The sequence below is a fragment of the Streptomyces sp. NPDC004266 genome, from assembly GCF_042874095.1.
Classification (GTDB): Bacteria; Actinomycetota; Actinomycetes; order Streptomycetales; family Streptomycetaceae; genus Streptomyces.
In genome coordinates this window covers 221,049-246,526 of the sequence record NZ_JBIAMM010000004.1, presented here as the reverse complement: position 1 = coordinate 246,526, position 25,478 = coordinate 221,049, and the positions used below count along the sequence as shown (strand labels likewise).

General features: G+C 73.4%; 27 protein-coding genes and 1 tRNA gene. 15 read left to right on the top strand and 13 right to left on the bottom strand.

All coding sequences use genetic code 11. The features are described from left to right. Positions 1-61: 61 nt before the first annotated feature. Positions 62-136 (top strand) — tRNA-Pro (locus tag ACFYUZ_RS12325). Positions 137-166: 30 nt separating this feature from the next. Here the strand turns inward: ACFYUZ_RS12325 and ACFYUZ_RS12320 are convergent. Together ACFYUZ_RS12320 and ACFYUZ_RS12315 are read right to left on the bottom strand one after the other, a co-directional pair. Next, positions 167-1,054, bottom strand: coding sequence for a tetratricopeptide repeat protein (locus ACFYUZ_RS12320; RefSeq protein WP_389308118.1), 888 nt, complete (start codon positions 1,052-1,054; stop codon positions 167-169). Further along, positions 1,039-2,040 carry a GNAT family N-acetyltransferase gene (locus ACFYUZ_RS12315; protein ID WP_389308116.1) on the bottom strand — a complete coding sequence of 334 codons (1,002 nt, stop codon included), beginning with the start codon at positions 2,038-2,040 and terminating at the stop codon, positions 1,039-1,041. The genes ACFYUZ_RS12320 and ACFYUZ_RS12315 overlap by 16 nt, the downstream gene beginning before the upstream one ends. Before the next feature lie 112 nt (positions 2,041-2,152). Here ACFYUZ_RS12315 and fdxA point away from each other — a divergent pair, with 112 nt between their 5' ends. Both fdxA and ACFYUZ_RS12305 read left to right on the top strand, forming a co-directional pair. Further along, positions 2,153-2,473, top strand: coding sequence for a ferredoxin (gene fdxA / locus ACFYUZ_RS12310; RefSeq protein WP_015035968.1), 321 nt, complete (start codon positions 2,153-2,155; stop codon positions 2,471-2,473). A gap of 82 nt (positions 2,474-2,555) precedes the next feature. Then, positions 2,556-3,650 (top strand): bifunctional succinyldiaminopimelate transaminase/glutamate-prephenate aminotransferase, encoded by a 1,095-nt coding sequence (locus tag ACFYUZ_RS12305; RefSeq protein WP_389308114.1) that lies wholly within the window; start codon positions 2,556-2,558, stop codon positions 3,648-3,650. Positions 3,651-3,716: 66 nt separating this feature from the next. Here the strand turns inward: ACFYUZ_RS12305 and ACFYUZ_RS12300 are convergent, their stop codons facing one another. Together ACFYUZ_RS12300 and ACFYUZ_RS12295 are read right to left on the bottom strand one after the other, a co-directional pair. Beyond that, on the bottom strand, positions 3,717-4,178 hold the full coding sequence (locus tag ACFYUZ_RS12300; RefSeq protein ID WP_389308112.1) for an ATP-binding protein: 462 nt from the start codon (positions 4,176-4,178) through the stop codon (positions 3,717-3,719). A 946-nt stretch (positions 4,179-5,124) separates the two neighbouring features. Further along, positions 5,125-6,066 (bottom strand): hypothetical protein, encoded by a 942-nt coding sequence (locus ACFYUZ_RS12295; RefSeq protein ID WP_389308110.1) that lies wholly within the window; start codon positions 6,064-6,066, stop codon positions 5,125-5,127. Between the two features lie 29 nt (positions 6,067-6,095). On the opposite strand from ACFYUZ_RS12295, the gene dapE reads away from it, so the two are divergent. Together dapE and ACFYUZ_RS12285 are read left to right on the top strand one after the other, a co-directional pair. Next, on the top strand, positions 6,096-7,199 hold the full coding sequence (dapE, locus tag ACFYUZ_RS12290; protein WP_389308108.1) for a succinyl-diaminopimelate desuccinylase: 1,104 nt from the start codon (positions 6,096-6,098) through the stop codon (positions 7,197-7,199). 75 nt (positions 7,200-7,274) lie between these two features. Then, positions 7,275-8,024, top strand: coding sequence for a TIGR00730 family Rossman fold protein (locus tag ACFYUZ_RS12285; protein ID WP_356902346.1), 750 nt, complete (start codon positions 7,275-7,277; stop codon positions 8,022-8,024). Positions 8,025-8,190: 166 nt separating this feature from the next. Here ACFYUZ_RS12285 and folP read toward each other — a convergent pair whose 3' ends face one another. Beyond that, positions 8,191-9,051, bottom strand: coding sequence for a dihydropteroate synthase (gene folP, locus ACFYUZ_RS12280; protein WP_383674670.1), 861 nt, complete (start codon positions 9,049-9,051; stop codon positions 8,191-8,193). Positions 9,052-9,154: 103 nt separating this feature from the next. On the opposite strand from folP, the gene ACFYUZ_RS12275 reads away from it, so the two are divergent. Next, complete coding sequence (locus tag ACFYUZ_RS12275) at positions 9,155-9,487, top strand: hypothetical protein (RefSeq protein ID WP_093874221.1); 333 nt, start codon at positions 9,155-9,157, stop codon at positions 9,485-9,487. After that, the gene (locus tag ACFYUZ_RS12270; protein WP_389308105.1) at positions 9,484-10,071 is read left to right on the top strand and encodes a DNA-3-methyladenine glycosylase I; all 588 of its coding nucleotides are present in this window, start codon (positions 9,484-9,486) and stop codon (positions 10,069-10,071) included. Before ACFYUZ_RS12275 ends, ACFYUZ_RS12270 begins: the two co-directional genes overlap by 4 nt. A gap of 208 nt (positions 10,072-10,279) precedes the next feature. On the opposite strand, the gene ACFYUZ_RS12265 is transcribed toward ACFYUZ_RS12270, so the two are convergent. Continuing rightward, entirely contained in the window at positions 10,280-11,083 is an 804-nt protein-coding gene (locus tag ACFYUZ_RS12265; protein WP_389308103.1) for an enoyl-CoA hydratase/isomerase family protein, read from the bottom strand. Positions 11,084-11,395: 312 nt separating this feature from the next. Here ACFYUZ_RS12265 and ACFYUZ_RS12260 point away from each other — a divergent pair, with 312 nt between their 5' ends. Beyond that, the gene (locus ACFYUZ_RS12260; RefSeq protein WP_009997451.1) at positions 11,396-11,563 is read left to right on the top strand and encodes a DUF3117 domain-containing protein; all 168 of its coding nucleotides are present in this window, start codon (positions 11,396-11,398) and stop codon (positions 11,561-11,563) included. A gap of 97 nt (positions 11,564-11,660) precedes the next feature. Here ACFYUZ_RS12260 and ACFYUZ_RS12255 read toward each other — a convergent pair whose 3' ends face one another. Beyond that, positions 11,661-12,326 carry an O-methyltransferase gene (locus tag ACFYUZ_RS12255; RefSeq protein ID WP_389308101.1) on the bottom strand — a complete coding sequence of 222 codons (666 nt, stop codon included), beginning with the start codon at positions 12,324-12,326 and terminating at the stop codon, positions 11,661-11,663. 141 nt (positions 12,327-12,467) lie between these two features. Here ACFYUZ_RS12255 and sigE point away from each other — a divergent pair, with 141 nt between their 5' ends. The 5 genes from sigE (at position 12,468) to ACFYUZ_RS12230 (ending at position 17,257) form a co-directional block, all read left to right on the top strand. After that, a complete protein-coding gene (gene sigE, locus ACFYUZ_RS12250) occupies positions 12,468-13,226 on the top strand; it encodes an RNA polymerase sigma factor SigE (RefSeq protein ID WP_093874217.1) in 759 nt (252 codons plus the stop codon). After that, complete coding sequence (locus ACFYUZ_RS12245) at positions 13,223-14,158, top strand: anti-sigma factor family protein (protein ID WP_389308099.1); 936 nt, start codon at positions 13,223-13,225, stop codon at positions 14,156-14,158. Before sigE ends, ACFYUZ_RS12245 begins: the two co-directional genes overlap by 4 nt. A gap of 75 nt (positions 14,159-14,233) precedes the next feature. Continuing rightward, positions 14,234-16,042, top strand: coding sequence for a S1C family serine protease (locus tag ACFYUZ_RS12240; protein ID WP_389308097.1), 1,809 nt, complete (start codon positions 14,234-14,236; stop codon positions 16,040-16,042). Between the two features lie 91 nt (positions 16,043-16,133). Beyond that, positions 16,134-16,577: a sec-independent translocase gene (locus ACFYUZ_RS12235; RefSeq protein ID WP_389308095.1), complete on the top strand. Its 444-nt coding sequence runs from the start codon at positions 16,134-16,136 to the stop codon at positions 16,575-16,577. A 74-nt stretch (positions 16,578-16,651) separates the two neighbouring features. Further along, complete coding sequence (locus ACFYUZ_RS12230) at positions 16,652-17,257, top strand: hypothetical protein (protein WP_389308094.1); 606 nt, start codon at positions 16,652-16,654, stop codon at positions 17,255-17,257. A gap of 87 nt (positions 17,258-17,344) precedes the next feature. Here ACFYUZ_RS12230 and ACFYUZ_RS12225 read toward each other — a convergent pair whose 3' ends face one another. Genes ACFYUZ_RS12225 through ACFYUZ_RS12215 form a run of 3 tightly spaced genes read right to left on the bottom strand, consistent with a single transcriptional unit; the run spans position 17,345 to position 20,353 of the window. After that, on the bottom strand, positions 17,345-18,478 hold the full coding sequence (locus ACFYUZ_RS12225; RefSeq protein ID WP_389308093.1) for an Mrp/NBP35 family ATP-binding protein: 1,134 nt from the start codon (positions 18,476-18,478) through the stop codon (positions 17,345-17,347). A 44-nt stretch (positions 18,479-18,522) separates the two neighbouring features. Next, a complete protein-coding gene (locus tag ACFYUZ_RS12220; protein ID WP_389308092.1) occupies positions 18,523-19,092 on the bottom strand; it encodes a DUF1003 domain-containing protein in 570 nt (189 codons plus the stop codon). Further along, positions 19,082-20,353, bottom strand: a complete 1,272-nt coding sequence (locus ACFYUZ_RS12215; RefSeq protein WP_389308090.1) for a magnesium transporter MgtE N-terminal domain-containing protein — start codon at positions 20,351-20,353, stop codon at positions 19,082-19,084. Before ACFYUZ_RS12215 ends, ACFYUZ_RS12220 begins: the two co-directional genes overlap by 11 nt. Before the next feature lie 291 nt (positions 20,354-20,644). Here ACFYUZ_RS12215 and ACFYUZ_RS12210 point away from each other — a divergent pair, with 291 nt between their 5' ends. Beyond that, positions 20,645-21,403, top strand: a complete 759-nt coding sequence (locus tag ACFYUZ_RS12210) for a hypothetical protein (RefSeq protein ID WP_389308088.1) — start codon at positions 20,645-20,647, stop codon at positions 21,401-21,403. 3 nt (positions 21,404-21,406) lie between these two features. On the opposite strand, the gene ACFYUZ_RS12205 is transcribed toward ACFYUZ_RS12210, so the two are convergent. Continuing rightward, positions 21,407-21,913 (bottom strand): hypothetical protein, encoded by a 507-nt coding sequence (locus ACFYUZ_RS12205; protein ID WP_389308087.1) that lies wholly within the window; start codon positions 21,911-21,913, stop codon positions 21,407-21,409. 25 nt (positions 21,914-21,938) lie between these two features. Continuing rightward, positions 21,939-23,066, bottom strand: a complete 1,128-nt coding sequence (locus ACFYUZ_RS12200) for a magnesium and cobalt transport protein CorA (protein ID WP_389308085.1) — start codon at positions 23,064-23,066, stop codon at positions 21,939-21,941. A 421-nt stretch (positions 23,067-23,487) separates the two neighbouring features. Here ACFYUZ_RS12200 and ACFYUZ_RS12195 point away from each other — a divergent pair, with 421 nt between their 5' ends. After that, positions 23,488-24,075, top strand: a complete 588-nt coding sequence (locus ACFYUZ_RS12195) for a suppressor of fused domain protein (protein WP_389308084.1) — start codon at positions 23,488-23,490, stop codon at positions 24,073-24,075. Here ACFYUZ_RS12195 and ACFYUZ_RS12190 read toward each other — a convergent pair. After that, entirely contained in the window at positions 24,072-25,310 is a 1,239-nt protein-coding gene (locus tag ACFYUZ_RS12190) for an MFS transporter (protein ID WP_389308082.1), read from the bottom strand. The two genes, ACFYUZ_RS12195 and ACFYUZ_RS12190, sit on opposite strands and share 4 nt — an antisense overlap. Positions 25,311-25,478: the final 168 nt, after the last annotated feature.

The window sequence follows — 25,478 nt, the reverse complement described above, 5'->3', positions numbered from 1 at the left end:
CCGGTGCGGAGAAAACGGGGTCGCCGTTCCCGACCCGCTCCGCGTAGAGTCCCGCGCAAGGGCGGGGTCGTAGCACAGAGGTAGTGCGCCGCGACGGCATCTCGGAGGACGCCGGTTCGAATCCGGTCGCCCCGCCCCCTTCTTCTCCTCTCCCGGCGGCCGCGCCCTAGTTGAGCAGCGCCCGCGCCGCCTGGGCCCGGCGGCGGATCGTCGTCGCGGACTCCGGGTCCACCGCGTCCATCACCTGGGCGTACGCCTCCATCTCCACCGCCCCCGTGAGGAACTCCCCGCGCTGGACGAGCAGCTCGGCCCGTTCGTAGCGGAGCCTCGCCGGGTGGGAGGGGAGCAGCAGGGCGAGCTCCACGGCCCACAGGGCCACGTCGGAGCGCTCGGGACGGGGGGCCGCCCAGGCGCGGATGTTGTTGAGGATCCGCAGGACGATCGCGCCGGGCTCGGCGGGGCGGAGCATCGACCGGTCGAGCGCCTCGCCCGTCGCGCCGGCCACCAGGAGCTCGGCGTCCGCGGCCGTCATCGCCCGGCCGCCCGCGAACGGGTCGGCGAGGCGCAGATCGGCCGGGTCGCCGAAGCCGACGACGAAGTGGCCGGGCAGCCCGAGCCCGTACACGGGGGCGCCGGCCCGGCGGGCGACCTCCATCCAGACGACGGAGAGCAGGATGGGCAGGCCCCGGCGCCGCCGGAGCACCTCGTGCAGCAGCGAGGACTCCAGGCGCTGGTAGTCGGCCGGCACGCCCTCGAAGCCCTCGTGGCGGCCGAGGAGCGCGGCGAGTTCGGCGGCCCAGTCGCCGGTGAGCCGGGTCGCGTAGGGGACGAGCCCGGCGAGCCGGTCGAGTTCGATCTCGGCCTCGTCGAGGACGCGCCGGGTGACGGAGGGGTCGGCCACCGCGCCGATCAGCAGGCAGAGCCGGGCGAGGTCGGGCCGCTCGGCGCGGGCCTCCTCGGCGAACTCCCGCCGCCAGTCGTCCCGGCCCGGTTCCTCGGACGCGCCCGCCGGTCCGTCCGGTGGTGGTACGTCCTCCGTCACGCCTCGACCCATCGGTAGTGGTGGTAGTGGTGGTGGGGCGCGAAGCCCATCCCGTCGTACAGCGCCCGCCCTGCGTCGTTGTCCGCCTCCACCTGGAGCCAGGCCGCCGACGCGCCCTCGTCGAGCGCCTGCCGGGCGAGCGCCGTCATGACCGACGTCGCCAGGCCCAGGCGGCGCCGGTCGGGGGCGACCTCGACCGCCATGAAACCGGCCCAGCGGCCGTCGACCACGCAGCGTCCGATCGCCGCCGGTACCCCTTCCGTGCCCACGACGGAGGCGAACCACACGCTCGGACCGGACGCGAGGACGGACCGGACGGCCGGACTCGCCTCCTCGAAGCGCTGGTAGCGGCGCAGCCAGGCCTCGTCGACCGTCCGGGAGAGGCGCACGGCGGAGACGTCGGCGTCCAGGTCGCCGATGGGGGCCAGCGCCCCGATCCGCACCTCGGCGGAGACCTCGCGCCGCCAGCCGTGCCGGTCGAGGGCGGCGCACAGCAGCTCCTGGGTGCCCTCGGCGCCGGTGGAGGCCTGGACGTACGCGGGGAGCTTCCGGGCCGCGTACCACGCGCGCGCGTGCGCCAGGGCCTCGGCGACCGGCAGCCCCGGATCACCGAGCGCGAGGACCGAGTTGGCGCGCCGGGTGAATCCGTCGGAGGCCCGCAGGGTCCACTCCCCGAGGGCCTCGCTCTCGACGGGCTGCCACGCGCGCGCGGTGGCGCGGGCGAGCTCCGCGAAGGTGGCGGCGGGGCCGCGGCGGCGGGCCGGAGCGGCCGGGACGACCTTCCCCGCGACGAGACCGGATTCCGGGATCCGGACGCTCTCGCCGCTCTTTCGTGTGATCAGCAGCACACCGGCTTCCCACGATGTGAGAACGCCGACCGTGTCGGTGAACTTCTCACCCGGTTCCGCCGAGTCCGTCACGCACCGAACGGAGACACGTTTTCCCACGTCAGCGCTGGTGATTCGCACTTCAAGACGTCCTCCGCCGGTGATTTCCACAGCTTCTCCGCCCCTCCTGTTCGGATCGCCCCCAAGAACGGAGATACTAGGTGCGGGCATCGACGACGCCGCGCTCCCGCGCAGACCAGCCCTATCGAGGAGGAACGACAGCGTGACCTACGTCATCGCGCAGCCTTGTGTCGACGTCAAGGACAAGGCGTGCATCGAGGAGTGCCCCGTCGACTGCATCTACGAGGGCAAGCGGTCCTTGTACATCCACCCGGACGAATGCGTCGACTGCGGGGCCTGTGAGCCGGTCTGCCCGGTCGAGGCGATCTTCTACGAGGACGACACCCCGGAGGAGTGGAAGGACTACTACAAGGCGAACGTCGAGTTCTTCGACGAGCTCGGTTCGCCCGGTGGTGCCTCCAAGCTCGGCGAGATCGAGCGCGACCACCCCTTCATCGCCGCCCTGCCGCCGCAGAACGGCTGATCCTTCGCCCTCGGTCCCGCACGGCCTCGCCGCCGTGCGGGACCGAAGCGTTTTCCGTACGTACGAGGAAGTGAGCCAACCCGTGAGCGCAGTCTCTTCGCGCCTTCCCGTCTTCCCCTGGGACAAGCTGGAGCCGTACAAGAAGACGGCCCTGACCCACCCGGACGGAATCGTGGACCTGTCCGTCGGCACGCCCGTGGACCCGGTCCCCGCGCTGATCCAGGAGGCCCTGGTCGCGGCCGCGGACTCGCCGGGCTATCCCACGGTGTGGGGGACGAGGGAACTGCGCGACGCGCTCACCGGCTGGTGCGAGCGGCGTCTGGGGGCGGTGGACCTCGCCCACGAGAACGTGCTCCCGGTGGTCGGCTCCAAGGAGCTGGTGGCCTGGCTGCCGACGCAGCTGGGGCTCGGCGCGGGCGACGTGGTCGCCTACCCGCGGCTGGCGTACCCGACGTACGAGGTGGGGGCGCGGCTCTGCGGCGCGACGCCCGTGGTCTACGACGACCCGACGGAGCTCGACCCGGCGGGCCTGAAGCTCCTCTGGCTCAACTCCCCGTCCAACCCGACCGGCAAGGTCCTCGCCAAGGACGAGCTGGCCCGGATCGTGGCCTGGGCGCGCGAGCACGGCGTCCTCGTCTTCTCCGACGAGTGCTACCTGGAGCTGGGCTGGGAGGCCGACCCGGTCTCGGTCCTGCACCCGGACGTCTGCGGCGGCTCGTACGAGGGGATCGTCGCGGTCCACTCGCTGTCCAAGCGCTCCAACCTGGCGGGCTACCGGGCCGCGTTCATCGCGGGCGACGCGGCCGTCCTGGGCGAGCTGCTCCAGATCCGCAAGCACGGCGGCATGATGACCGCCGCCCCGGTGCAGGCGGCGACGGTCGCGGCGCTCGGCGACGACGCGCACGTGGCCGAGCAGCGCGAGCGGTACGCGGCCCGGCGCACGGCGCTGCGGGCGGCCCTGGAGGCGCACGGCTTCCGGATCGAGCACAGCGAGGCGAGCCTGTACCTGTGGGCGACCCGGGACGAGCCGTGCTGGGAGACGGTGGCGTACCTGGCGGAGAAGGGCATCCTGGTGGCGCCCGGCGACTTCTACGGCGAGGCCGGGGAGCGCTTCGTGCGGGTGGCGTTCACGGCGACGGACGAGCGGGTCGAGGCCGCGGTCAAGCGCCTGGGCTGACGGGCGGAACGCCGGAGGGCCCGGGGAGCGTGTGCTCCCCGGGCCCTCCGTGCGTCGTGCCGCGGGTCAGCCGCCGATCGGCAGGCCGCCCAGGGTCTGGCCGGTCGGCAGGCCGCCGAGGCCACCGCCCAGGGCGCCGCCGGTGGGGCCCTCGGCGCTCTCGGCGGCGGCGCCGGCGGTCTGGCCGACGACCTCGCCCGTGCTGCCGGCCGTCTTGCCGACGACCTCCTGGGCGGCGGGGGTGGCGGTCTTGCCGGCCGTGCCGAGGGTCTTGCCCGCGGCCGGGACGGCGGTGCCGACGGCCTTGCTGCCGGTCTCGCCGACCACGCCGGTCGCGGTCTGCGAGGCGCTGTCGACGGCGCCGCCCGCCCCGGCGGCGTCCAGGGCGGTCACGCCGCCGAGGGCGCCGGCCGGCGCGAGGCTGTTGTCCAGAGCGCTCGCGGAGCCGGCCGCACCGACCACGGGGGCTGCTCCGGCCGCGACGATGAGGGCGGCACGGGCGATCCGGCGGGTCAGGGAGAGGGACATGGTGCTCCTTCGACGAAGAGGACGGTTACGCGGTGACAACCGGCCCCGGGGCGGGGGAGGTTGCGGCGGCCGGAGGTAAAGAGTTGGCAATGCGTCGTATTGTCGGGTGGGGAGGAAAACGGACGAACGTGTCATTGCGAGGGGCCCTGCCGAACCGTCACTTCCCTTGTGCGCCAAGGGGTGCGAGGGGGAGGGGTGACGCGTGGGAAAGGTGCCGCGAATTCCTTCCGCCCCGACGCCGGACCGTGCCACGACCGGGTGACCTTCCGCACGGGTGCGCGGCACGCCCGAACCGCGTGCGGCGGCTCCGACGGCCTCCGGCGCGGCCGCGTGAGCGGCCGCGTGCGGCACCGCCCCGACGCCCACCGCCCCGACGCCCACCGCCCCGGCCGCGCCCGGAAGGCCGCCCCGGCGGCCACGGAGCGGGCCGCACGCGTCCCGGTCGCCGTGCTCGGTGTTCCCGCACGGACCCACCGCTCCGGCCGGCGCGCGGCTGCCGCGCGAGCCCGGTGCGGAGGGACCGCCACCGCCGACCGCCCGGTCACCCGGCCGGCTCCGTCGCCTCGGCCGCTGCCGCACGGCCCTTGCACCGGATGCGCGCGGGCGGTGCGCCGCCTTGGCGCTGCCGCGCGCCGGCGCGCTGTCCCGTCGGCCGCCGTACGGCCGCCGGGCGAGCCGCACACGGCCGGCTCCGTCGCCTCGGAGGCCCTCGCGCCGGCTGCCGGCCGCCGGCTTCCGCGCGAGCCGGTACGGGGACGGGCCCGTTCTGGTGGCCGCCGGCTCCTGCGGCTCCTGCGCGGGCTCGGGCGGGGCGCCGCCCCGCGGGCTTCCGCGCGGGCACGCCCGCGTGCGGGGTGCCGTTCCGGTGGCCGACGCGCCGACCGCGCCGGGGGGCCGTCCCGTGGCCATCCTGCCGGGCGCACTCGGGAAGGCCGCCGTCCCGCGGCTACTGCGCCAGGCGCATGCGGACCGACGTGCCGGTTCCGGTCGGTGAGGACTTCGACCAGCCGCCGGCGGCCTCGCCCGCGCGCCAGACGCGGTCGCCGAACGAGACCTCCGTGATGCGCAGCGCGTCCGCCCTCGCCACCGCCCACTGCGCCAGCTCCCAGCCGCGCCGCTCGTCCGAGCCGGCCCCCGGCGCGCTCCCCGCGCCCGTCGCCCCCCGGACCGGCACCACCAGCACCGGCGGCTCCGAGGCCGAGCGGCCCGCGCTCGGGCCGCCCGTCACGGCCTTCGGCGCCGCCTTCTCGCCGAAGGACCGCACCAGCTCCCGGCGTACCCGCTCCGGATCGCCCGGCCGGCCCTTCGCCGTGCTCGCCGTGCAGGTCAGCGCCGCCGGCGACCGGCCCGTGAGCGCCGCCGACAGCAGCGCGGCGTCCGGCTCGTGCTTCGCGTACGCCTGCGGGAAACCGCTCCGCTGCACCTTCTGCGCCGCCACCGTCAGCGGCAGCCGCGAGTACCCGGGGACCTTCTCCAGGCCCTCGTAGAACTTCCCCGCCGAGTACACCGGGTCCATGATCTGCGCCGGCGTCCCCCAGCCCTGCGAGGGCCGCTGCTGGAAGAGCCCCAGCGAGTCCCGGTCGCCGTGCTCGATGTTCCGCAGCGCGGACTCCTGCAGCGCGGTCGCGAGCGCGATCGTCACGGCCCGCTCCGGCAGCCCCCGGGTGGTGCCCGCCGCCGCGATCATCGCCGCGTTGGACGCCTGCTCCGGGGTGAACTCGTAGCGGTTGTCCCCACTGCCCACACTGCACCGGGGCGCCCCCGTGCTCCCCGTCATCTGGTGGACGGCCACGTACGCGGAGAGGCCGAGGAGCACGGCGAAGGCGGCCGCGGAGCGGGCGCGGCGGCCGCGGCGACGAGGGCGGGTGGGCTCGGACACGGGGCCCACCGTACTGGAGGCCGCGTTAGGGTCGGCACATGGCTGACATCACCCCGCCCGACGCCCTCCTCGACCTCTCCCTGAACGGGGCGGCGCTCACCGCCGCCCTCGTCGACTTCCCCTCCGTCAGCGGGACCGAGAAGCCGCTCGCCGACGCGATCGAGGGGGCCCTGCGCCTCCTGCCGCACCTCACCGTCGACCGGTACGGCAACAACGTCGTCGCCCGGACGAACCTCGGCCGCGGCGAGCGCGTCGTCCTCGCCGGCCACATCGACACCGTGCCGATCGCGGACAACGTGCCCTCGCGCCTCGACGAGGACGGCGTCCTGTGGGGCTGCGGCACCTCCGACATGAAGTCCGGGGTCGCGGTCCAGCTCCGCATCGCCGCCACCGTCCCCGAGCCCAACCGCGACCTCACCTTCGTCTTCTACGACAACGAGGAGGTCGCCGCCGACCTCAACGGCCTCGGCAAGGTCGCCGCCGCGCACCCCGACTGGCTGGAAGGCGACTTCGCCGTCCTCCTCGAACCCTCCGACGGCCAGGTCGAGGGCGGCTGCCAGGGCACCCTGCGCGTCATCCTGCACACCGCCGGCGAGCGCGCCCACTCCGCGCGCTCCTGGATGGGCTCCAACGCCATCCACACCGCCGCGCCGATCCTCGCCCGCCTCGCCGCCTACGAGCCGCGCAAGCCGGTCATCGACGGCCTCCAGTACCACGAGGGCCTCAACGCCGTCCGGATCGAGGGCGGCGTCGCCACCAACGTCATCCCCGACGCCTGCGCCGTCACCGTCAACTACCGGTACGCCCCCGACCGCTCCCCGGCCGAGGCCCTGGCGTACGTCCGCGAGTTCTTCGACGGCTGCGACATCGCCGAGTTCGTCGTCGACGACGAGAGCCCCGGTGCCCTGCCCGGCCTCTCCCACCCCGCGGCCGAGGCCTTCATGAAGGCCGTCGGCGGCAGCGCGCAGCCCAAGTTCGGATGGACCGACGTCGCCCGCTTCAGCGCCCTCGGCGTGCCCGCGGTGAACTACGGCCCCGGTGACCCCCTGTACGCGCACAAGCGCGACGAGCACGTCCACGTCGACCGCATCCACCACTGCGAGGCACGCCTCCGCGACTGGCTGACCGCCCGTCTCCCGTAATTTCGGATTTCGTCACCTCCGTGGACCTACCCTGACCCCACCAGAAGATCGTCGGTTCGACGGAGGGAGCAGGCCATGGGTATCCCCGAAGGGGAGACGAAGCCGGAGGAGCAGCGGCTGGGACCGGTGCTCAGGCGCAGGGACCAGGTCCAGCCGGGCACCACGGACCAGCGGCTGCTCGACACCGAGGGCGACTCGGAGTGGGTGCACACCGACCCCTGGCGGGTCATGCGCATCCAGTCCGAGTTCGTCGAGGGCTTCGGCGCCCTCGCCGAACTGCCGAGCGCGATCAGCGTCTTCGGCTCGGCCCGCACGAGGCCGGACTCACCGGAGTACGAGGCGGGCGTGCGGATCGGCCGGGCGCTCGTCGAAGCGGGGTTTGCCGTGATCACCGGCGGCGGGCCGGGCGCCATGGAGGCGGCCAACAAGGGGGCCAGGGAGGCCAGGGGCGTCTCGGTGGGCCTCGGCATCGAGCTCCCCTTCGAGCAGGGGCTCAACCCGCACGTCGACATCGGCGTGAACTTCCGCTACTTCTTCGTCCGCAAGACGATGTTCGTGAAGTACGCGCAGGGCTTCGTCGTCCTGCCCGGCGGCCTCGGCACCCTCGACGAGCTCTTCGAGGCGCTGACCCTGGTCCAGACCCGGAAGGTCACCCGCTTCCCGATCGTGCTCTTCGGCACGGAGTACTGGAAGGGCCTCGTCGACTGGCTGCGCGACTCGGTGGTCGCCGGCGGCAAGGCCTCGGAGCACGACCTCCTCCTCTTCCACGTCACGGACGACGTGGAGGAGGCGGTGGCCCTGGTGACGAAGGAAGTGGGCCGCTGACCGTCGCGGGCACGCCCCGCGGTGCCGGGTGCCCGCTCCCGGGCCCCGGCCCCCGGGCCTCGGCTCCCGGGCCTCGGCTCCCGGCCCCCGGGGGCCGGGGCCCGTCCGGCGGATCAAGGCCGGTCAGGCCCCGCCCGGCGCCCTAGGTCGGGCCCCGTCCGGCGCCCTACGCCAGGCCCCGTCGGGCGACGGCCGGTGCCCGGTGTCCGGCGATCGACGCCACCATGTCGAGGACCTGACGGGTCTCCGCCACCTCGTGCACCCGGTACACCTGCGCTCCGAGCCACGCGGAGACCGCCGTCGTGGCCAGGGTCCCGAGGACCCGCTCCTTGACCGGCCGGTCGAGCGTCTCGCCCACGAAGTCCTTGTTGGACAGGGACACCAGGACCGGCCACCCCGTCTCGGCCATCTCGCCGAGCCGGCGCGTCGCCTCCAGGCTGTGCCGGGTGTTCTTCCCGAAGTCGTGACCGGGGTCGATCATGATCCCGTCCCGTCGCACGCCGAGCGAGGCCGCGCGCTCCGCAAGGCCCACCGTGACCCGCAGGATGTCGGCCATCACGTCCTCGTACTCCACCCGGTGCGGCCGGGTCCGCGGTTCCGCGCCGCCCGCGTGCGTGCAGACGAGCCCCGCCCCGTACTTCGCCGCGACCTCCGCGAGCCGCGGGTCGACCCCGCCCCACGCGTCGTTGAGGACGTCCGCCCCGGCCTCGCAGACCGCCTCGCCGACGTCCGCCCGCCAGGTGTCGACGCTGATCACCACGTCGGGATGGCGCCTGCGGACCTCGGCGACGAAGCCGACCGTGCGCCGCGCCTCCTCCTCGGCCGTCACCTCCTCGCCGGGGCCCGCCTTCACCCCGCCGATGTCGATGATCGCCGCCCCCTCCGCCACGGCCTGCTCGACCCGCGCGAGCGCGGGCTCGTCCCGGAAGGTCGCGCCCTGGTCGTAGAAGGAGTCCGGGGTCCGGTTCACGATCGCCATGATCACGGGCTCGTGCGGCCCGAATTCACGCCGTCCCAAGCGCAGCATCCCTTATGTCCTCCCTCGCGTCCGTTCGCCTGTGACCCTAACCGTCGGTGGCGCATGGCACGATCGGCACGGGACGTTTTCCACTCCGGGGAGAGGCGCGCAGGTGTTCTGGTTTCTGCTCATCACGATGGTCGTGGTCGTGGCCGCGGTGACCCTCGCCGTGGTCGGCGGCGGCGACAGCGAGGTGCTGCCCGAGGTGGCGCCCGAGCAGCTCGTCGACCCCCTTCCGGTCGCCCGCCCGGTGGACCGCGCCGACGTCGAGGCGCTCCGCCTCCCCGTCGCCCCCCGCGGCTACCGGATGGCCGACGTGGACGACGTCCTCGTGCGCCTCGGCGCCGAACTCGCCGAGCGCGACGCCCGGATCGCCGAGCTGGAGGAGGCGCTCGCGGGCGCGGGCGGCGCCGGTGACGCCGGCGCGGAGGGCGGCGAGAAGTGACGGGCGAGGCGATCCCCGGGCCCGACGGGCTGCTGCGCTGCCCCTGGGGCCTGTCGACCGAGGACTACGTCGCGTACCACGACGAGGAGTGGGGGCGCCCGGTCCACGGCGACGACGCGCTCTTCGAGCGGCTCTGCCTGGAGGCCTTCCAGTCCGGCCTGTCGTGGATCACGATCCTGCGCCGCCGCGAGGGCTTCCGGCGCGCCTTCGCCGGCTTCGAGATCGCCTCCGTCGCCGCCTTCGGCGAGGCGGACCGCGAGCGGCTCCTCGCCGACGAGGGCATCATCCGCAACCGCGCCAAGGTCGACGCGACCCTGGCCAACGCGAAGCTGCTCGCCGACTGGTCCCCGGGCGAGCTCGACGCGCTGATCTGGTCCCACGCCCCCGACCGGGCGACCCGCTCCGCCCCGCGCACGCTCGCCGAGGTCCCGGCGGTCACCGACGAGTCGACGGCCCTCTCCAAGGCCCTCAAGAAGCGCGGCCTCCGTTTCATCGGCCCCACCACGGCCTACGCCCTGATGCAGGCCTGCGGCCTGGTCGACGACCACCTGAAGGGGTGCGTGGCCCGGGGCGACGGGCCCTAGGGCCCGTCTTTCGGCTCATGCCGGGCTCGCGGGGCCCGGCACGCGCGCTCGCCGCGTTGTCGTCGGTCGCCGACGCTCCGCGTCGGCTCCCTCCTCCGCCTTGCGATCGCACGCACCGGGCCCCGCTCCCTGATCCGGCCTGATCCGAAAGACAGGCCCTAGCCGCCCCCGGCCCTCGTCCGCGCCGGCGAAGGGGTTCCGCCCGAGGTCAGCGGCCCAGGTACTTCGGCTTCTCCTTGGCGATGAAGGCGCGGACCGCGATCGTGTGGTCCTCCGACGCGCCCGCCAGGGTCTGGAGCTCCTCCTCCTTGCCGAGGGCCTCCGTGAGGGAGTGGTCGGCGCCGAAGGCGAGGGACTCCTTCAGGGCCGCGTACGCCACCGTCGGGCCCTCCGCGAGGGCGCGGGCCACCTTCTCCGCCTCGGCGGCCAGGTCGGCGGCCGGGACCAGTCGGTTCACGATGCCCAGCTCGTACGCCTCCCGGGCGCTGATCGAGCGCGGGAAGAGCAGCAGGTCGGAGGCGCGGCTCGCACCGATCAGCCGGGGGAGCGTCCACGACACGCCCGAGTCGGCGGTGAGGGCCACGCCCGCGAAGGAGGTGTTGAAGGAGGCCGTGTCCGCGACCACCCGGTAGTCCGCCGCGAGCGCGAAGCCGAAGCCCGCACCGGCGGCGACGCCGTTCACCCCCGCGACGACCGGCTTGCGCATGCCGGTGAGCGCGCGCACGATCGGGTTGTAGTGGTCACGGACCGTGTTCATGGTCTCGCTCGTGCCGGACTCCCGGTCCGCCGTGAGCAGCCCGACGTGCTCCTTCAGGTCCTGGCCCACGCAGAACGCCCGGTCGCCGGCCGCCGTGAGCAGCACCGCCCGGACGGCGGGGTCGGCCGCGGCGGTCTCCGCGGCCTCCCGGAGGGCGACCTTGGTCGCCACGTTCATCGCGTTCATGGCCTCGGGCCGGTTGAGCGTGATGGTGGCGAGTCCGTCGCTCACCTCGTACAACACCGTGTCGGCCATCGGGATCCCTTCGCCTCATTGCGTGGTTGACCAGCTCAGCATGGCGGAGATCACCCGTGCCGCCCATGTGAGGTGCGTCAAAGACGGGAAGGGGCCGCTCCGACGTCGAGCGGCGAAGTATCGCAGGCCGATCCCCGAAATGTGGGGTTTTGAGAGAGCGCGTTGCGCAAGCGATGCCAAGCGATGTTGGTCATCGGGTCCTGCCATGCGGGATAATGACCTGGAAGCAATGTGTTCGAAGCCGGTGACGCGTGCTCCACATCAAGGAGCTGCCCGGCTGACGATGAGCTGGTTTCAGGAAGGGGAACAAGCATGGCGGCCATGAAGCCGCGGACGGGTGATGGCCCGCTCGAGGTGACCAAGGAGGGGCGGGGCATCGTCATGCGCGTTCCGCTCGAAGGCGGCGGTCGGCTTGTCGTCGAGCTGACCCCGGACGAGGCCGAGGCGCTGGGCGACGCCCTCAAGAAGGTCGTCGGCTGACCCTCTTCTCCACGATTCCTGAGCGCTGCCCCGGTACGGTCCGCCGTGCCGGGGCAGCGGCGTCTCCGGGGCGGTGCGCCCCCGCCCGGGCGAGCGGTCAGCCGCGCCGTACCGCGCAGAGCAGGCCGTCGCCCACGGGCAGCAGGGAGGGGACGAACTCCTGGCTCTCCCGCACCGCGCGCAGCAGCTCGCGGATCCGCTGGACCTCCGCCGGCTGGGCCCCCGAATCGACCGTGCGGCCCTCGGCGAAGACCCCCTCGAAGCAGACGAGACCCCCCGGTCGCAGCAGGCGCAACGATTCAGCGAGATAGTCCAGGTACTCGAGCCGGTCGCCGTCGCAGAACACGAGGTCGTATCCGCCGTCCGCGAGCCGGGGCAGCACGTCCAGGGCCCGGCCGGGGATGAAACGGGCCCGGTTGCCCGCGAAGCCGGCCGCGCGGAACGCCGTCTTGGCGAGCTGCTGCCGCTCCGGCTGGAGGTCCACCGTCGTCAGCACGCCGTCCGGCCGCATCCCGAGCAGCAGGTAGATCCCCGACACGCCCGTGCCGGTGCCGATCTCCGCCACCGCCTTGGCGTCCGCCGTCGCGGCGAGCAGGCGCAGCGCCCCACCGGTGCCCGGCGACACCGAGGGCAGCCCTGCCTCCCGGGCCCGCTCACGGGCCCAGCGCAGAGCTTCGTCCTCGGCGACGAAGGCGTCGGCGAACGACCAGCTCGTCTGCCGGTTGGCGGTAATGGCCCTCTCCTGTCCCCGTAGTTGACGCAACGGTGACTGTATCCGCTGTCAGCGGGAACCCGCAGATGGGACCGTGCGTTCACCAGGGGAAGGACGCGCAGGAGGCAGCCGGGCGAGCCGGTTCCAAATTCGCGTAAAGATTCTTATCCGGAGCTAACGGGCGAGGTGGCTATGGTAGGGGCTCCACTGGACACCACCAGAGCCGACAGGGGAGGTGCGGCTGCGCCTGTGGATCGGGGAGGAGTGCTTCGGCGTCTTCTCAGGTCGGCGGGTGAGCCGAAATCCGTGACCGACACCGCTGACCGTTTCCGCACCACCGACTCCGCTCCCACCACCGCGACCTTCGCATCGGATGCGGAATCGCAGGCGTGGACCCCTCCCACCTGGGAGGAGATCGTCAGCACCCACAGCGGCCGGGTCTACCGCCTCGCCTACCGCCTGACGGGCAACCAGCACGACGCCGAGGACCTCACCCAGGAGGTCTTCGTCCGCGTCTTCCGCTCGCTGTCGACGTACACGCCGGGCACCTTCGAGGGCTGGCTGCACCGCATCACCACCAACCTCTTCCTCGACATGGTCCGCCGCAAGCAGCGCATCCGCTTCGACGCGCTCGCCGACGACGCGGCCGAGCGGCTGCCCAGCCGCGAGCCCTCGCCGCAGCAGGCGTTCAACGACACGCACTTCGACGCCGACGTGCAGCAGGCCCTCGACACCCTCGCGCCCGAGTTCCGCGCGGCCGTCGTCCTCTGCGACATCGAGGGACTGTCGTACGAGGAGATCGCCGCGACCCTCGGAGTGAAGCTCGGCACCGTCCGCAGCCGCATCCACCGCGGCCGCTCCCACCTGCGCAAGGCGCTCAAGCACCGCTCGCCCGAGGCCCGGGCGGAGCGTGCGCTCGCCTCCGTCGGATGGGAGGCAGCGACAGCGTGAGCGGCACCAGTCCCACGTCGCCGACCCCCGCGGAGCACCACCTCGGGGACCGGCTGGCCGCGCTCGTCGACGGCGAGCTCGGCCATGACGCCCGCGAGCGGGTCCTCGCCCACCTCGCGACCTGCGCCCGCTGCAAGGCCGAGGCGGACGCCCAGCGCACGCTGAAGAGCGTCTTCGCCTCGGCGGCTCCTCCGCCGCCCTCGGAGGGCTTCCTCGCCCGGCTCCAGGGGCTCCCCGGGGGACCCGGTGACCCGGAAGGGCCCGGCGGACCGCGCGGCCCCCTCGAAGAGCTCCTCGGCGGAGGCGGAGTGAAGTCGGACGGCTTCGCCACCGCCGCCGTCGTCACCCCGCACCCCGGCGCCCCCGGCGCGGGCTTCCGCATCCACGCCGTCGGCCACCGGCCCTCCGGGACCCCCGGGCGGGGTCGGCGCTTCGCCTTCGCGGCGGCCAGCGCCGTCTCGTTCGCGGCGATCGCCCTCGGCGGCACCCTGCCCCTCGAAACCTCGGTGAACGCGAGCGCACGCGGCGGCCAGGGCACCGGCAGCGCCGTCACCCCGCTGCGCGCCACCGCGACCGGCGGCGCGAGCACCGGGACCGGGACGGGGCGCGGCACGCGCTCCGGCGAGCGCGCGGGCGCCCGGTCCCTCGGCGACGCCGAGCCGCTCGCCGAGGCGGCCCCGGCAGCCGTCCCGCGGGGGCCGGTCGTGGCCGTGGCCCAGGGCACGGTCCCCTCGGGCGCCGTCCCGCCGGACGCGGTGCGCTCCGCCGCCGCCCCGTTCGTGGCCGTACGGCTCCGGAATCCGGCCCCGCAGTCGCTCCTCGCCCTCTCGCCGTTCGTGCGGCCGACAGCTCCGGCCCTCCGCCTGGCCTTCGCCCCCGGGCCCGGCCCGATGGCGAGCCCGACGACCGGACCGCTCGGCTCCCACCGCTGACCCGCGACCTGGTTGAATCCAGGGACAGGGACGCCCGACCCAGGGCGCGGACGGGCCAGCTGTTGCGGGGAGAGCATGAACAACGGGAAGCCGAACTGGTGGAGCCGGCCTTCGAGCGCACCGGAGGCGGCGCGGATACCCACGCCGCCTCCGGCCGACGAGGGCGACGGCGACTTCCCCCTGCCCGCGCCCCGGTCCTCCGCCGGGCAGGAGCCGGCCGACCTGACGGACCCGGCGCCGGCCCCCGGGTCCCCGGCCCCGGAACCGCTCGCGGCGGAGGCCGTGGCGGCCGATTCCGGGCAGGCCCCGGAGGCCCCGGCCCCGGAGGCCCCGGCCCCGGAGGCCGCGCCCGAGCCGGCGGTCGAGCTGACGAAGTCCGCGCCCGAGCCCGCCGTCGATCTGACGAAGACCGCGCCCGCGGCCGAGCCCGCCGCGCCCCCGGTGGAGCCCGCCCCCGTCGCGGCCCCCGTGCCCGCCGCGGCCGAGGCGCAGGCCCCCGCGCCGCAGGCGCGCCAGCCCCTGCACACGCCCGACGAGTACCGCACGCCGCCCTACGGCGAGCCGGGGCCGTGGGCGCCCGCACCGCCCGTGCAGCGCCCGCCCGCCGCCGTACCGCCACAGGCATCCCCGCACCCCCAGCCCCAGCCGCCGGTGCACGCCCACGCCCACCCGCACCCCCAGCCGCCGGGCGGGGCCACGCCCTGGGTGCAGTACGACCCCTGGAGCGCCCCGGGGACCGGCGCCCCGCCGCTGCCCGCGAAGAAGTCCCGGAAGGGGCTCGCGCTCGCGGCCGCGCTCGCCTTCGCCCTGGTCACCGGCGTCATCGGCGGCGGGATCGGCGCGTACGTCGAGCGGAACGGCGGACTCACCACCGTCGAGCTGCCGCAGGCCGAGCCCGGGGACACCGGCCGCGCCCCCGACAGCGTCGCCGGGATCGCCGCCAGCGCCCTGCCCGGCGTGGTCACCCTGCACGTCCGGGGCAACGGCTCCTCCGGCACCGGCACCGGCTTCGTCCTGGACACCAAGGGCCACATCCTCACCAACAACCACGTCGTCGACGGTGCCGCGTCCTCCGGGGACATCTCGGTGACCTTCTCCAGCGGCGAGACGGCCCGCGCCAAGCTCATCGGCAAGGACACCGGCTACGACCTGGCCGTCGTGCAGGTCACCGGCGTCTCCGGCCTCAAGGCGCTGCCGCTCGGCAACTCCGACGACGTCCGCGTCGGCGACCCCGTCGTCGCCATCGGCGCCCCCTTCGACCTCTCCAACACGGTCACCTCCGGCATCATCAGCGCCAAGGAGCGCCCGATCACCGCCGGCGGCGAGAAGGGCGACGGCAGCGACATCAGCTACGTCGACGCGCTCCAGACCGACGCCCCCATCAACCCCGGCAACTCCGGCGGCCCGCTGCTCGACTCCAAGGCGCGGGTCATCGGCATCAACAGCGCGATCCGCGCCGCCGGCGGCGGCTCCGGCGAGGGCGAGGGCGGCGGCGCGAGCCAGCCCGGCTCCATCGGCCTCGGCTTCGCCATACCGATCAACCAGGGCAAGCGCGTCGCCGAGGAGCTCATCAACACCGGCAAGGCCACCCACCCCGTCATCGGTGTGAGCCTCGACATGCAGTTCAACGGCGACGGCGCCCGGGTCGGCGAGAAGGGCAAGGACGGCTCCGCCTCCGTCACCGCCGGCGGCCCGGCCGCCGAGGCGGGGCTCCGGCCGGGGGACGTCATCACCAGGGTCGACGGCCAGCGCGTGCACAACGGCGAGGAGCTCATCGTGAAGATCCGCGCCCACCGCCCCGGCGACAAGCTGGAGCTCACGCTGAGCCGGGACGGCAAAGAGCTGACAAAGACGTTGACGCTCGGGTCCTCGCAGGGCACCTGAGCGCCGTGTGGCGGACACCGCGAGGTACCCGTCCGACAGTTTGGGCGGGTACCGTGGACCGGGCCCTGGACCGGCGTGAAGGAGCTACTAGGTGTTCAGCGACATAGGCGCACTCGAGCTGGTGACGCTCGTGGTCCTCGCCGTGCTCGTCTTCGGGCCGGACAAGCTTCCGAAGGTGATCCAGGACGTCTCGCGCTTCATCCGGAAGGTCCGCGAGTTCTCCGACAGCGCGAAGCAGGACATCCGCAGCGAGCTGGGACCGGAGTTCAAGGACTTCGAGTTCGAGGACCTCAACCCCAAGACGTTCCTCCGCAAGCAGCTGGAGAGCAACGAGGACCTCAAGGAGCTCAAGGAGCTGCGCGGCACCTTCGACCTCAAGAAGGAGATGAACGAGGTCGCCGACGCCGTCCACGGACGCGAGCCGGCGCCCGCGCCCGCCGCGGTCAACGGCTCCCCGGACCTGTTGAAGAAGCAGGACAAGCGAGACGAACAGGGCGCCGCCGAGCGCCCTCCGTACGACTCCGACGCCACCTGACGACGGCCTGTGACCGAACCGCTCCTCCTCGGTGGCTATCCTCCCTCTGTTGACGGAACGAGGAGGCGGCCGAGATGGAGACGACGAGTCGGGTGGAAGCCGATGGCTTTCTGCGCGCGCCCTTCGCCTGGTACGGGCTGGACGAGGCGTTCACCGGCCCGCGCCGGCTGATGCAGGTCGGCACGGCGGCGGACGGCACCGTCCAGCACGGCTCGATGGGCCACGGTGACGAGCCGTCGATAAAGTCCGAGGCCGGCGGCGCGGAGAAGGAGCGCTTCGCCGTCGTCGTGACGGTCGCCGCGAACCCCGTGCGCCGCACCGGAGACGGCACCGGCGTCCTCGACGCCACCACCGTCTCCTCCGCCGCCTGGCTGGCCGGCTCCGGGCTCCTCGCCCACACCTGGCCCGCCTCGCTCGACCACGCGCTGCGGGACCACTGGCTGGACCAGCAGACGGAGACGGCCTTCGAGCTGGCCGACGACCTCGACGGGCCGGCCTGGACGACCCTGTCGCTGCCCGTGGACGGGGTGCCGGTGCCGTTCCACTACCGGGAGTCCGAGTTCGGCTGGGTGCTGGCCGGATCCACGGGAGAGGTGCACATCGGGGCGTACGGGCGGGGGATGAGCGCGTACGGGCTCGGCTTCTCGCAGGTGAAGGACCTCGGCGCGTACGGCGCCTAGAAGCGCCTGGCAGGGCCTGGAAGCGCCTGGAAACACTCGGAGACGACGAAGGGCGCCCCCGCCGGGGGCGCCCTTCGGTCGCGCGTCTCAGAACTTGTTGCGCGGCGTGATGCCCAGGCTCATGCCCGAGAGGCCGCGCTGGCGGCCGCCGAGCTTGCCGGCGATCGCGCGGAGGGCCGCGCCCGCCGGGGAGTCGGGGTCGGAGAGGACGACCGGCTTGCCGTCGTCGCCGCCCTCGCGGAGCCGCACGTCGATCGGGATCGAGCCGAGGACCGGGACCGTCGCCCCCGTCGTCTGCGTCAGACCGTCCGCGACCTTCTGGCCGCCGCCCGTGCCGAACACGTCGACCATCTCGTCGCAGTGCGGACACGGCAGGCCCGCCATGTTCTCGACGACGCCGACGATCTTCTGGTGGGTCTGGACGGCGATCGAGCCGGCCCGCTCGGCGACCTCGGCCGCCGCCTGCTGCGGGGTGGTGACCACGAGGATCTCCGCGTTCGGGACGAGCTGCGCGACCGAGATCGCGATGTCGCCGGTGCCCGGCGGCAGGTCGAGCAGGAGGACGTCCAGGTCACCCCAGTACACGTCCGCGAGGAACTGCTGCAGCGCGCGGTGCAGCATCGGGCCGCGCCACACCACCGGCGCGTTGCCCGGGGTGAACATGCCGATGGAGATGACCTTCACGCCGTTCGCCGACGGCGGCATGATCATGTTCTCGACCTGGGTCGGACGGCCGTCCGCGCCCAGCATCCGCGGCACGCTGTGGCCGTAGATGTCGGCGTCCACGACACCGACCTTCAGACCGTCGGCGGCCATCGCCGCGGCCAGGTTCACGGTCACGGAGGACTTGCCGACGCCGCCCTTGCCGGAGGCCACCGCGTACACCCGGGTCAGCGAGCCCGGCTTCGCGAAGGGGACCTCGCGCTCGGCGCCCGTGCCGCGCAGCGCCGCCGCCAGCTCCTTGCGCTGCTCGTCGCTCATCACGTCCAGCGAGACGTCGACGGCGGTGACGCCCTCGACCCGGGAGACGGCCTCGGTCACGCGCTGTGTGATGGTGTCGCGCATCGGGCAGCCGGAGACCGTCAGGTAGACCGTGACGGCGACCCTGCCGTCCGGTTCGATCTCCACCGACTTGACCATGCCGAGCTCAGTGATCGGCTTGTTGATCTCAGGGTCGTTCACCGTCGCCAGTGCTTCGAGCACCGCGTCTTCCGTAGCCATACCGACGATGGTACGGCGCCGACCACGGGCCGATGAAAGGGCTGTCAACGGTCGGGTACGTCACTTCCGCGGTCCTCGCCGGACGGGAATAGATCCCGGCGCTCCTCCAGCTCCTTGAGCAGGTCCTGGAGCTCCGAGCGGATCCAGTCGCGGGTCGCGACCTCGCCGAGGCCCATCCGCAGCGCCGCGATCTCCCGGGTCAGGTACTCGGTGTCCGCGATCGACCGCTCGTTCTGCTTCCGGTCCTGTTCGAGATTGACCCGGTCCCGGTCGTCCTGCCGGTTCTGGGCGAGCAGGATCAGCGGCGCCGCGTACGAGGCCTGCAGGGACAGCGCGAGGGTCAGGAAGATGAAGGGGTACTCGTCGAACCTCAGCGACGACGGCGCGAAGACGTTCCACCCGATCCAGACGACGACCGTCAGGGTCATCCAGACCAGGAACCTGCCCGTGCCCAGGAAGCGGGCGATCCGTTCCGAGAGGCGCCCGAAGGCCTCCGGGTCGTACTCCGGCAGCAGCCGGGACCGCCGCTCGCGCGGCAGGTCGAGCCGGATGCGGGGCATGGACCGCTCCCGCTCCCGCTCGCGCTCCCGGTCCTGCGTGCGCTCAGCCGCCATGTCCTGCCCCCTCCTCGTGGAACTCGGTCTCCCGCCAGTCGTCCGGCAGCAGGTGGTCGAGCACGTCGTCGACGGTGACCGCGCCGAGCAGCGAGCCGCTCTCGTCGACCACGGGCGCGGCGACCATGTTGTACGCGGCGAGGTAGCTGGTCACGGCCGGCAGCGGGGTGTCCGGGCCGAGCGGCGGCAGATCGCTGTCCACGAGCGAACCGACCAGCGTGAACGGCGGGTCGCGCAGGAGCCGCTGGAAGTGCACCGTGCCCAGGTACTTGCCGGTCGGCGTCTCGTCCGGCGGCCGGCACACGTACACCTGCGCCGCGAGCGCCGGGGACAGGTCCTGCTGACGGACCCGGGCCAGCGCGTCCGCGACGGTCGCGTCCGGGCGCAGCACGATCGGCTCGGTCGTCATCAGACCGCCCGCCGTGCGCTCCTCGTACGCGAGCAGCCGGCGCACGTCGGCCGCGTCGTCCGGCCGCATCAGGGTGAGCAGCCGCTCCTGGTCCTCCTCGGGCAGCTCGGACAGCAGGTCGGCGGCGTCGTCCGGGTCCATCGCCTCCAGCACGTCGGCGGCCCGCTCCTCCTTCAGCTTGCCGAGGATCTCGATCTGGTCGTCCTCCGGCAGCTCCTCCAGGACGTCGGCGAGCCGGTCGTCGTCGAGGGCGGCGGCGACCTCGGCGCGCCGCTTGGGGGAGAGGTGGTGCAGGGCGTTGGCGAGGTCGGCGGGGCGCAGCCTCTCGAAGGTGGCGAGCAGGTTCTCGGCGCCCTGCCCGTGCTCCTCCAGGGAGAAACCGGTGACGGCCGACCACTCGACGGTCAGCGTCTCCCCCTTGCGGCGCAGCGCCCCGCCCTTGCCGCGCCGCACGAAGACCTTGTCGATCTCCCAGTCCCGGCGGGCGGGCAGCTGCTGGATGGCGACGTCGAGGACGGTCACCTCCTCGCCCGTCTCCACCAGCGTCACGCGCCGGTCGAGGAGCTCGCCGAGGACGAGCCGCTCGGTGGGGCGCTGCTCGAAGCGCCGCATGTTGACGACGCCGGTCGTGATCACCTGGCCGGAGGCGACGCCGGTGACCCGGGTCATGGGGACGAAGACCCGGCGGCGGCTCAGCACCTCCACGACCATGCCGAGCAGCCGGGGCGGCCTGCGGCCGACGCGGAGCATGGCGACGAGGTCGCTGACCCGGCCCACCTGGTCGCCGACCGGGTCGAAGACGGGGACCCCGGCGAGATGGGAGACGAAGACCCGGGGGGCGCCTGCCGCCATGCCACGCGCCTCCTCGATGTCGCACGATTCGAGCCGTCGCAGAGCTTTGCCGGGAATTGCAGAGCTTTGCCGGGTTCAGGCTAGCCCGTGACGTTCCGCCCCGCCCCGGCAGTGACTCCGTACGGCTGCCTGCGGGGCCCTTCACCTGTCCCGGGTACGCTGCGGTCTGCCGTTCCCCCCATCGGCCCCGACACCGGACCCGGCCCTTCCGCCCCGGCCGGAAACGCGGGCCGCCTTCGGCACCCCGTACGGGCCGCGCCCGTCCCCCACACGACACGAGAGGCAGCGCAGATGACCGTTCGCACCCCGTCATCGCGTATTCGCAGGGCGGTCGCGCCCTTGGCGCTCTGCGCCGGACTGACGGTGGGGCTCACGGCCTGCGCCGCCGACCCGGACGAGGGGACGAACGGGGTGGGGAGACTCTCCGCGCCCGAGATCGAGAGCAAGGCGCAGACCGCGGCGGACGCGGCGAGGGCGGTACGGCTGTCCGGCACCCTGGTCAGCAAGGGCGGCACCTTCAAGCTGAACATGCGCCTCAAGCAGGACGGCGCCACCGGCTCGGTGACGACGAAGAACAGCACCTTCGAACTGCTGCGGGTCGGCGACGCCCTCTACCTGAAGGCCGACGCCGGGTTCTGGGCCCACGACGGCAAGGAGGGCCACACGCCGTCCGAGGCGGACTCCGAGGCCGCCGACACGCTCGACGACAAGTACGTGAAGGTCCCGCAGGGCGACCCGTCGTACAAGCAGCTGCGCGGCTTCACCGACATGGGGACGCTCCTCGACGGACTGATCGGCCTGCACGGCGAGAAGGTCAAGGGCGACCGGGACCAGATCGGCGGGGTCCGCACGGTCAAGGTCAAGGGCGGGGCCGACGGCGAGGGCGGCACGCTCGACGTGTCGCTGGACGGCGAGCCGTACCCCGTGCAGTTCGCGCGGGGCGGGGGAGCGGGCGTCGTGGTCCTCTCCGAGTGGAACAAGGACTTCCCGCTCGCCGCCCCGTCGAAGGAGGAGACCCTCGACTACGGCAAGCAGCTGCCCCGGACCTGAGGTTCAGCGCCGCTTCTTGCGGAACAGCAGCTTCGGCAGGCCCGCCGGCACCGGACGGCGGGTGTTCGCCGCCGTCGGGAGCGGCACGGCGGCGAGGGAGCCGTCCGGCAGCTCCGTGGTCGAGGACCGCGGGTCGAGCCGCACCACGCGGCACTCGCGCGCCCAGCGCTCGGGCATGGCCTCGCCGTCGGGGGCGTTGAGCCGCTTCCCCTTCAGTTCGGCGACCGCCGCGTCCCACTCCTCCGTGCCGGGGGCGATCTCGCGGACGGCGGCGGTCCAGGCGACGAGCCGGCCGCCCTTGTCCTTGCTGCGGACGGTCACCTCGGCCGTACCGCCGTCCACCAGGCCCGGCAGCGGCTGCTCGCCGGGGCCGTCGCCGACGACGTGCGCGGCGCCGTCGTGCCAGACGTGCCAGAGCGCGCGGGCGGGCTCCGTGCCGCGCACCCACACCAGGCCGGACTTCTTGGTGGCCTCCTCGACGAGGGCGGACCCGAGCAGCTCTTCTGTCATGGCCCGAAGCCTAGCGGCCCCGCTGCTACAGCCAGCCGTTGCGCTTGAGGGTGCGGTGGATGGTGAAGCAGATCGCGATGATGCCGGTGAGCACCATCGGGTAGCCGTACTTCCAGTGCAGCTCCGGCATGTGGTCGAAGTTCATGCCGTACACGCCGCAGACCGCCGTGGGGACGGCGACGATCGCCGCCCACGAGGTGATCTTGCGCATGTCCTCGTTCTGCGCGACGGTCGCCTGCGCCAGGTTGGCCTGGAGGATCGAGTTGAGGAGCTCGTCGAAGCCGACGACCTGCTCCTGGACGCGGGCGAGGTGGTCGGCGACGTCCCGGAAGTACTTCTGGATGTCGGGGTCGACGAGCCGCATCGGCCGCTCGGAGAGCAGCTGCATCGGGCGGAGCAGCGGCGTGACGGCCCGCTTGAACTCCAGCACCTCGCGCTTGAGCTGGTAGATCCGGCCGGTGTCCGTGCCGCGCGTGGAGCCCTTCGCGGCCGGGGAGAAGACGTCGATCTCCAGCTGGTCGATGTCCAGCTCGACGGCGTCGGCGACCGCGATGTAGCCGTCGACGACGTGGTCGGCGATGGCGTGCAGGACGGCCGAGGGGCCCTTGGCGAGGAGCTCCGGCTCGCCCTGGAGGCGGTGGCGGAGGTTGCGCAGGGAGCCCTGGCCGCCGTGCCGGACGGTGATGACGAAGTCGGGCCCGGTGAAGACCATCACCTCGCCGGTCTCCACGACCTCGCTGGTCGCGGTGAGTTCGGCGTGCTCGACGTAGTGGATGGTCTTGAAGACGGTGAAGAGGGTGTCGTCGTACCGCTCCAGCTTGGGCCGCTGGTGGGCGTGGACGGCGTCCTCCACGGCGAGCGGGTGCAGCCCGAACTCGGCCGCGATACCGGCGAATTCGGCCTCGGTCGGCTCGTGCAGGCCGATCCACGCGAAGCCGCCGCTCTCCCGCACCTGGCGCATCGCGCCGCGCGGCGTCAGGCACGCGCGGTCGTCGACCCGGCTCCCGTCGCGGTAGACGGCGCAGTCGACCACGGCGCTGGAGGCCGAGGGGTCACGGGTGGGGTCGTACGAGGTGTACGTGGTGGGGGTCTTGCGCAGGCTGTGCCGGAAGCTCGGGCGGACGGCGGCGGTGAGGTCACGGATCATCGACATGGACGTGCTCCTTCACGGATCGGCCGTCGGCGCGGAGCATGGCACAGCCCGGAATGAGGACGGAGAGGTACGTCGTCCACAAAGCGGGCGGCACCGAAGGGGCGCGGAGACGGCGGTCGCTACAGACAGGGAAAGGCGAAGAAATGCTCTTCCGTCGTGCGAGATGCCGGAGGGGCGGGTCCGTGCCGGACCCGGACGTCACCGGAAGGAGCGCACCGGGCTGGGGTGCGGAGCGGCGGAAGAGCGGCTGGTACTGCCCGATCGACTTCGGTCCATCGCAGTCCCACCTCCTCCGGCCGGTCCCCTGTCGGGGATGACGTGTGACGAGCAGTCGGGAATCCCGACCAGTGGCCAACACTATCAGCCGACAGCGGGTCAATCCCTTACTTTGCCCGTTCCATACGCGATCTATGCTCCCCACATGGGAGAAGTTCTTGCACTGGTCGAGGCCCGGCTGCGGACCGCCCTCGGCGAACCGGACGCGCGCGCCGCGGTGACCTTCCTCGGCACGGACCGGATCGAGGTGCTGCGCTTCGTCGACGGCGACCTCGTGCGGTACGCGACCCTCGGGATGTCCGCGCAGCCGATGGCCGATCCGACCTCCGCGCTCGCCGACCCGGTGAAGGGCCCGCGCGCGGAGCTGGTCCTCACGGTACGGGGCGGGCTCGCCGACACCGACAAGGTGCTGCGCCCGCTCGCGGTCCTCGCCGCCACCCCGCAGGTCGAGGGCGTCGTCGTGGCCCCGGGCGCCTCGCTGGACGTCGGCGACCCGCTCTGGCCCGGCGCCCCCTTCAGCTCGGTGCTCGTCGCCGAGTCGGGCGGCCTGGTGGAGGACCTGGAGCTCGACGCGCCGATGGACCCGGTCCGCTTCCTGCCCCTCCTTCCGATGACCTCGAACGAGGCGGCGTGGAAGCGGGTGCACGGGGCGCAGGCCCTGGAGGAGCGCTGGCTGGCGCGGGGGACGGACCTGCGCGATCCGCTGCGCAGGTCCGTGAGCCTGGACGACTAGTTCGCGAAGACGCCGACGCCGTCCTCCGTGGCGTGCTTCGGGGCGAGCTCCTCGGCCTCCGCGGTGAGGGCGGTGCGGCGGACCCGGACGATCACGGCGCCGAGGACGGCGGCCCCGCCGGCCACCACGAAGGGCGTGTGGACGTCGCTCCACTCCTCGATCTTCGGGGCGAGGTACGGGGCGGCCGCCGCCGCGAACCAGCGGACGAAGTTGTAGCCGGCGCTCGCCACCGGGCGCGGGGCGTCCGAGACCCCGAGCGCCAGCTCGGTGAAGACGGTGTTGTTGACGCCGATGAACGCGCCCGACAGGACCGTGCAGACGATCGCGGTGGTGTGGCTCCCGTAGCCGAGCACCACCACGTCCGCCGCGAGCAGCACCAGCGAGCCGCCGAGCACCGTGAGCGAGCCGAGGCGCCGCTGGAGACGGGGTGCGACGAGCACCGAGAAGACGGCGAGCAGCACGCCCCAGGCGAAGAACACCGCGCCGGACTTGTACGGCGTCATGTTCAGGACGAACGGGGTGAAGGCGAGCACCGTGAAGAACGCGTAGTTGTAGAAGAACGCGGCCGCCGAGGCCGAGGCCAGGCCGCCGTGGCCGAGCGCCCGGATCGGGTCGAGCAGCGAGGTCTTCCGGGCCGGCTTCGGCTGCTCGTCGAGGAAGACCGTGACGCAGAGGAAGCCGATCGCCATCAGCGCGGCCGTGCCGAAGAAGGGGTAGCGCCAGCTCGCGTCGCCGAGGACGGCGCCGAGCAGCGGCCCGCAGGCCATGCCGAGGCCGAGCGCCGACTCGTACAGCAGGATCGCGGCCGCGCTCCCTCCGGCCGCCGCGCCGACGATGACGGCGAGCGAGGTCGAGACGAAGAGCGCGTTGCCCAGGCCCCAGCCGGCCCGGAAGCCGACCAGCCGGCCGACCGTGTCGGAGGTGCCGGCGAGGGCGGCGAAGACCACGACGAGGGCGAGGCCCGCGAGGAGCGTCTTGCGGCCGCCGATGCGGCTGGAGACGAAGCCGGTCACCAGCATGGCGACGGCCGTGATGAGGAAGTACGAGGTGAAGAGCAGCGACACCTGACCGGGGGTCGCGTGCAGGCCCTGCGCGATCGAGGGCAGGATCGGGTCGACGAGTCCGATGCCCATGAACGCCACGACCGAGGCGCCCGCGGTGGCCCACACGGCCGGGGGCTGGCGGAGGACGCCGCCGCCGGATCCGCCTTCCGTCGTCCGCTTCGCTCTCTCCATGGTTGCCGCTCCTCCGCGTCGAGATGGCTGCGATATGCACAGAATAAGTTAGACACACTAACAAGTGCAAGCTACATGTATATCGGGGGCGGACGCCCGGGGTGAACGCTCCGGGCCGGACGGGTGATCGTTCGTGGGCGTCCTTGACGCGGGGCGGAAGAGCTAGGA

What these genes read in the sequence shown, in the direction of transcription:
- ACFYUZ_RS12215 (WP_389308090.1), bottom strand. Translation starts at nt 20,353, where the DNA reads ATGGCGGCAGGCGCCCCCCGGGTCTTCGTCTCCCATCTCGCCGGGGTC.
- ACFYUZ_RS12285 (WP_356902346.1), top strand. Translation starts at nt 7,275, where the DNA reads ATGGGTATCCCCGAAGGGGAGACGAAGCCGGAGGAGCAGCGGCTGGGA.
- ACFYUZ_RS12190 (WP_389308082.1), bottom strand. Translation starts at nt 25,310, where the DNA reads ATGGAGAGAGCGAAGCGGACGACGGAAGGCGGATCCGGCGGCGGCGTC.
- ACFYUZ_RS12220 (WP_389308092.1), bottom strand. Translation starts at nt 19,092, where the DNA reads ATGGCGGCTGAGCGCACGCAGGACCGGGAGCGCGAGCGGGAGCGGGAG.
- ACFYUZ_RS12265 (WP_389308103.1), bottom strand. Translation starts at nt 11,083, where the DNA reads ATGGCCGACACGGTGTTGTACGAGGTGAGCGACGGACTCGCCACCATC.
- ACFYUZ_RS12230 (WP_389308094.1), top strand. Translation starts at nt 16,652, where the DNA reads ATGGAGACGACGAGTCGGGTGGAAGCCGATGGCTTTCTGCGCGCGCCC.
- ACFYUZ_RS12205 (WP_389308087.1), bottom strand. Translation starts at nt 21,913, where the DNA reads ATGACAGAAGAGCTGCTCGGGTCCGCCCTCGTCGAGGAGGCCACCAAG.
- folP (WP_383674670.1), bottom strand. Translation starts at nt 9,051, where the DNA reads ATGCTGCGCTTGGGACGGCGTGAATTCGGGCCGCACGAGCCCGTGATC.
- ACFYUZ_RS12195 (WP_389308084.1), top strand. Translation starts at nt 23,488, where the DNA reads ATGGGAGAAGTTCTTGCACTGGTCGAGGCCCGGCTGCGGACCGCCCTC.
- sigE (WP_093874217.1), top strand. Translation starts at nt 12,468, where the DNA reads ATGGTAGGGGCTCCACTGGACACCACCAGAGCCGACAGGGGAGGTGCG.
- ACFYUZ_RS12260 (WP_009997451.1), top strand. Translation starts at nt 11,396, where the DNA reads ATGGCGGCCATGAAGCCGCGGACGGGTGATGGCCCGCTCGAGGTGACC.
- ACFYUZ_RS12240 (WP_389308097.1), top strand. Translation starts at nt 14,234, where the DNA reads ATGAACAACGGGAAGCCGAACTGGTGGAGCCGGCCTTCGAGCGCACCG.
- ACFYUZ_RS12200 (WP_389308085.1), bottom strand. Translation starts at nt 23,066, where the DNA reads ATGTCGATGATCCGTGACCTCACCGCCGCCGTCCGCCCGAGCTTCCGG.
- ACFYUZ_RS12225 (WP_389308093.1), bottom strand. Translation starts at nt 18,478, where the DNA reads ATGGCTACGGAAGACGCGGTGCTCGAAGCACTGGCGACGGTGAACGAC.
- dapE (WP_389308108.1), top strand. Translation starts at nt 6,096, where the DNA reads ATGGCTGACATCACCCCGCCCGACGCCCTCCTCGACCTCTCCCTGAAC.
- ACFYUZ_RS12300 (WP_389308112.1), bottom strand. Translation starts at nt 4,178, where the DNA reads ATGTCCCTCTCCCTGACCCGCCGGATCGCCCGTGCCGCCCTCATCGTC.
- ACFYUZ_RS12320 (WP_389308118.1), bottom strand. Translation starts at nt 1,054, where the DNA reads ATGGGTCGAGGCGTGACGGAGGACGTACCACCACCGGACGGACCGGCG.
- ACFYUZ_RS12210 (WP_389308088.1), top strand. Translation starts at nt 20,645, where the DNA reads ATGACCGTTCGCACCCCGTCATCGCGTATTCGCAGGGCGGTCGCGCCC.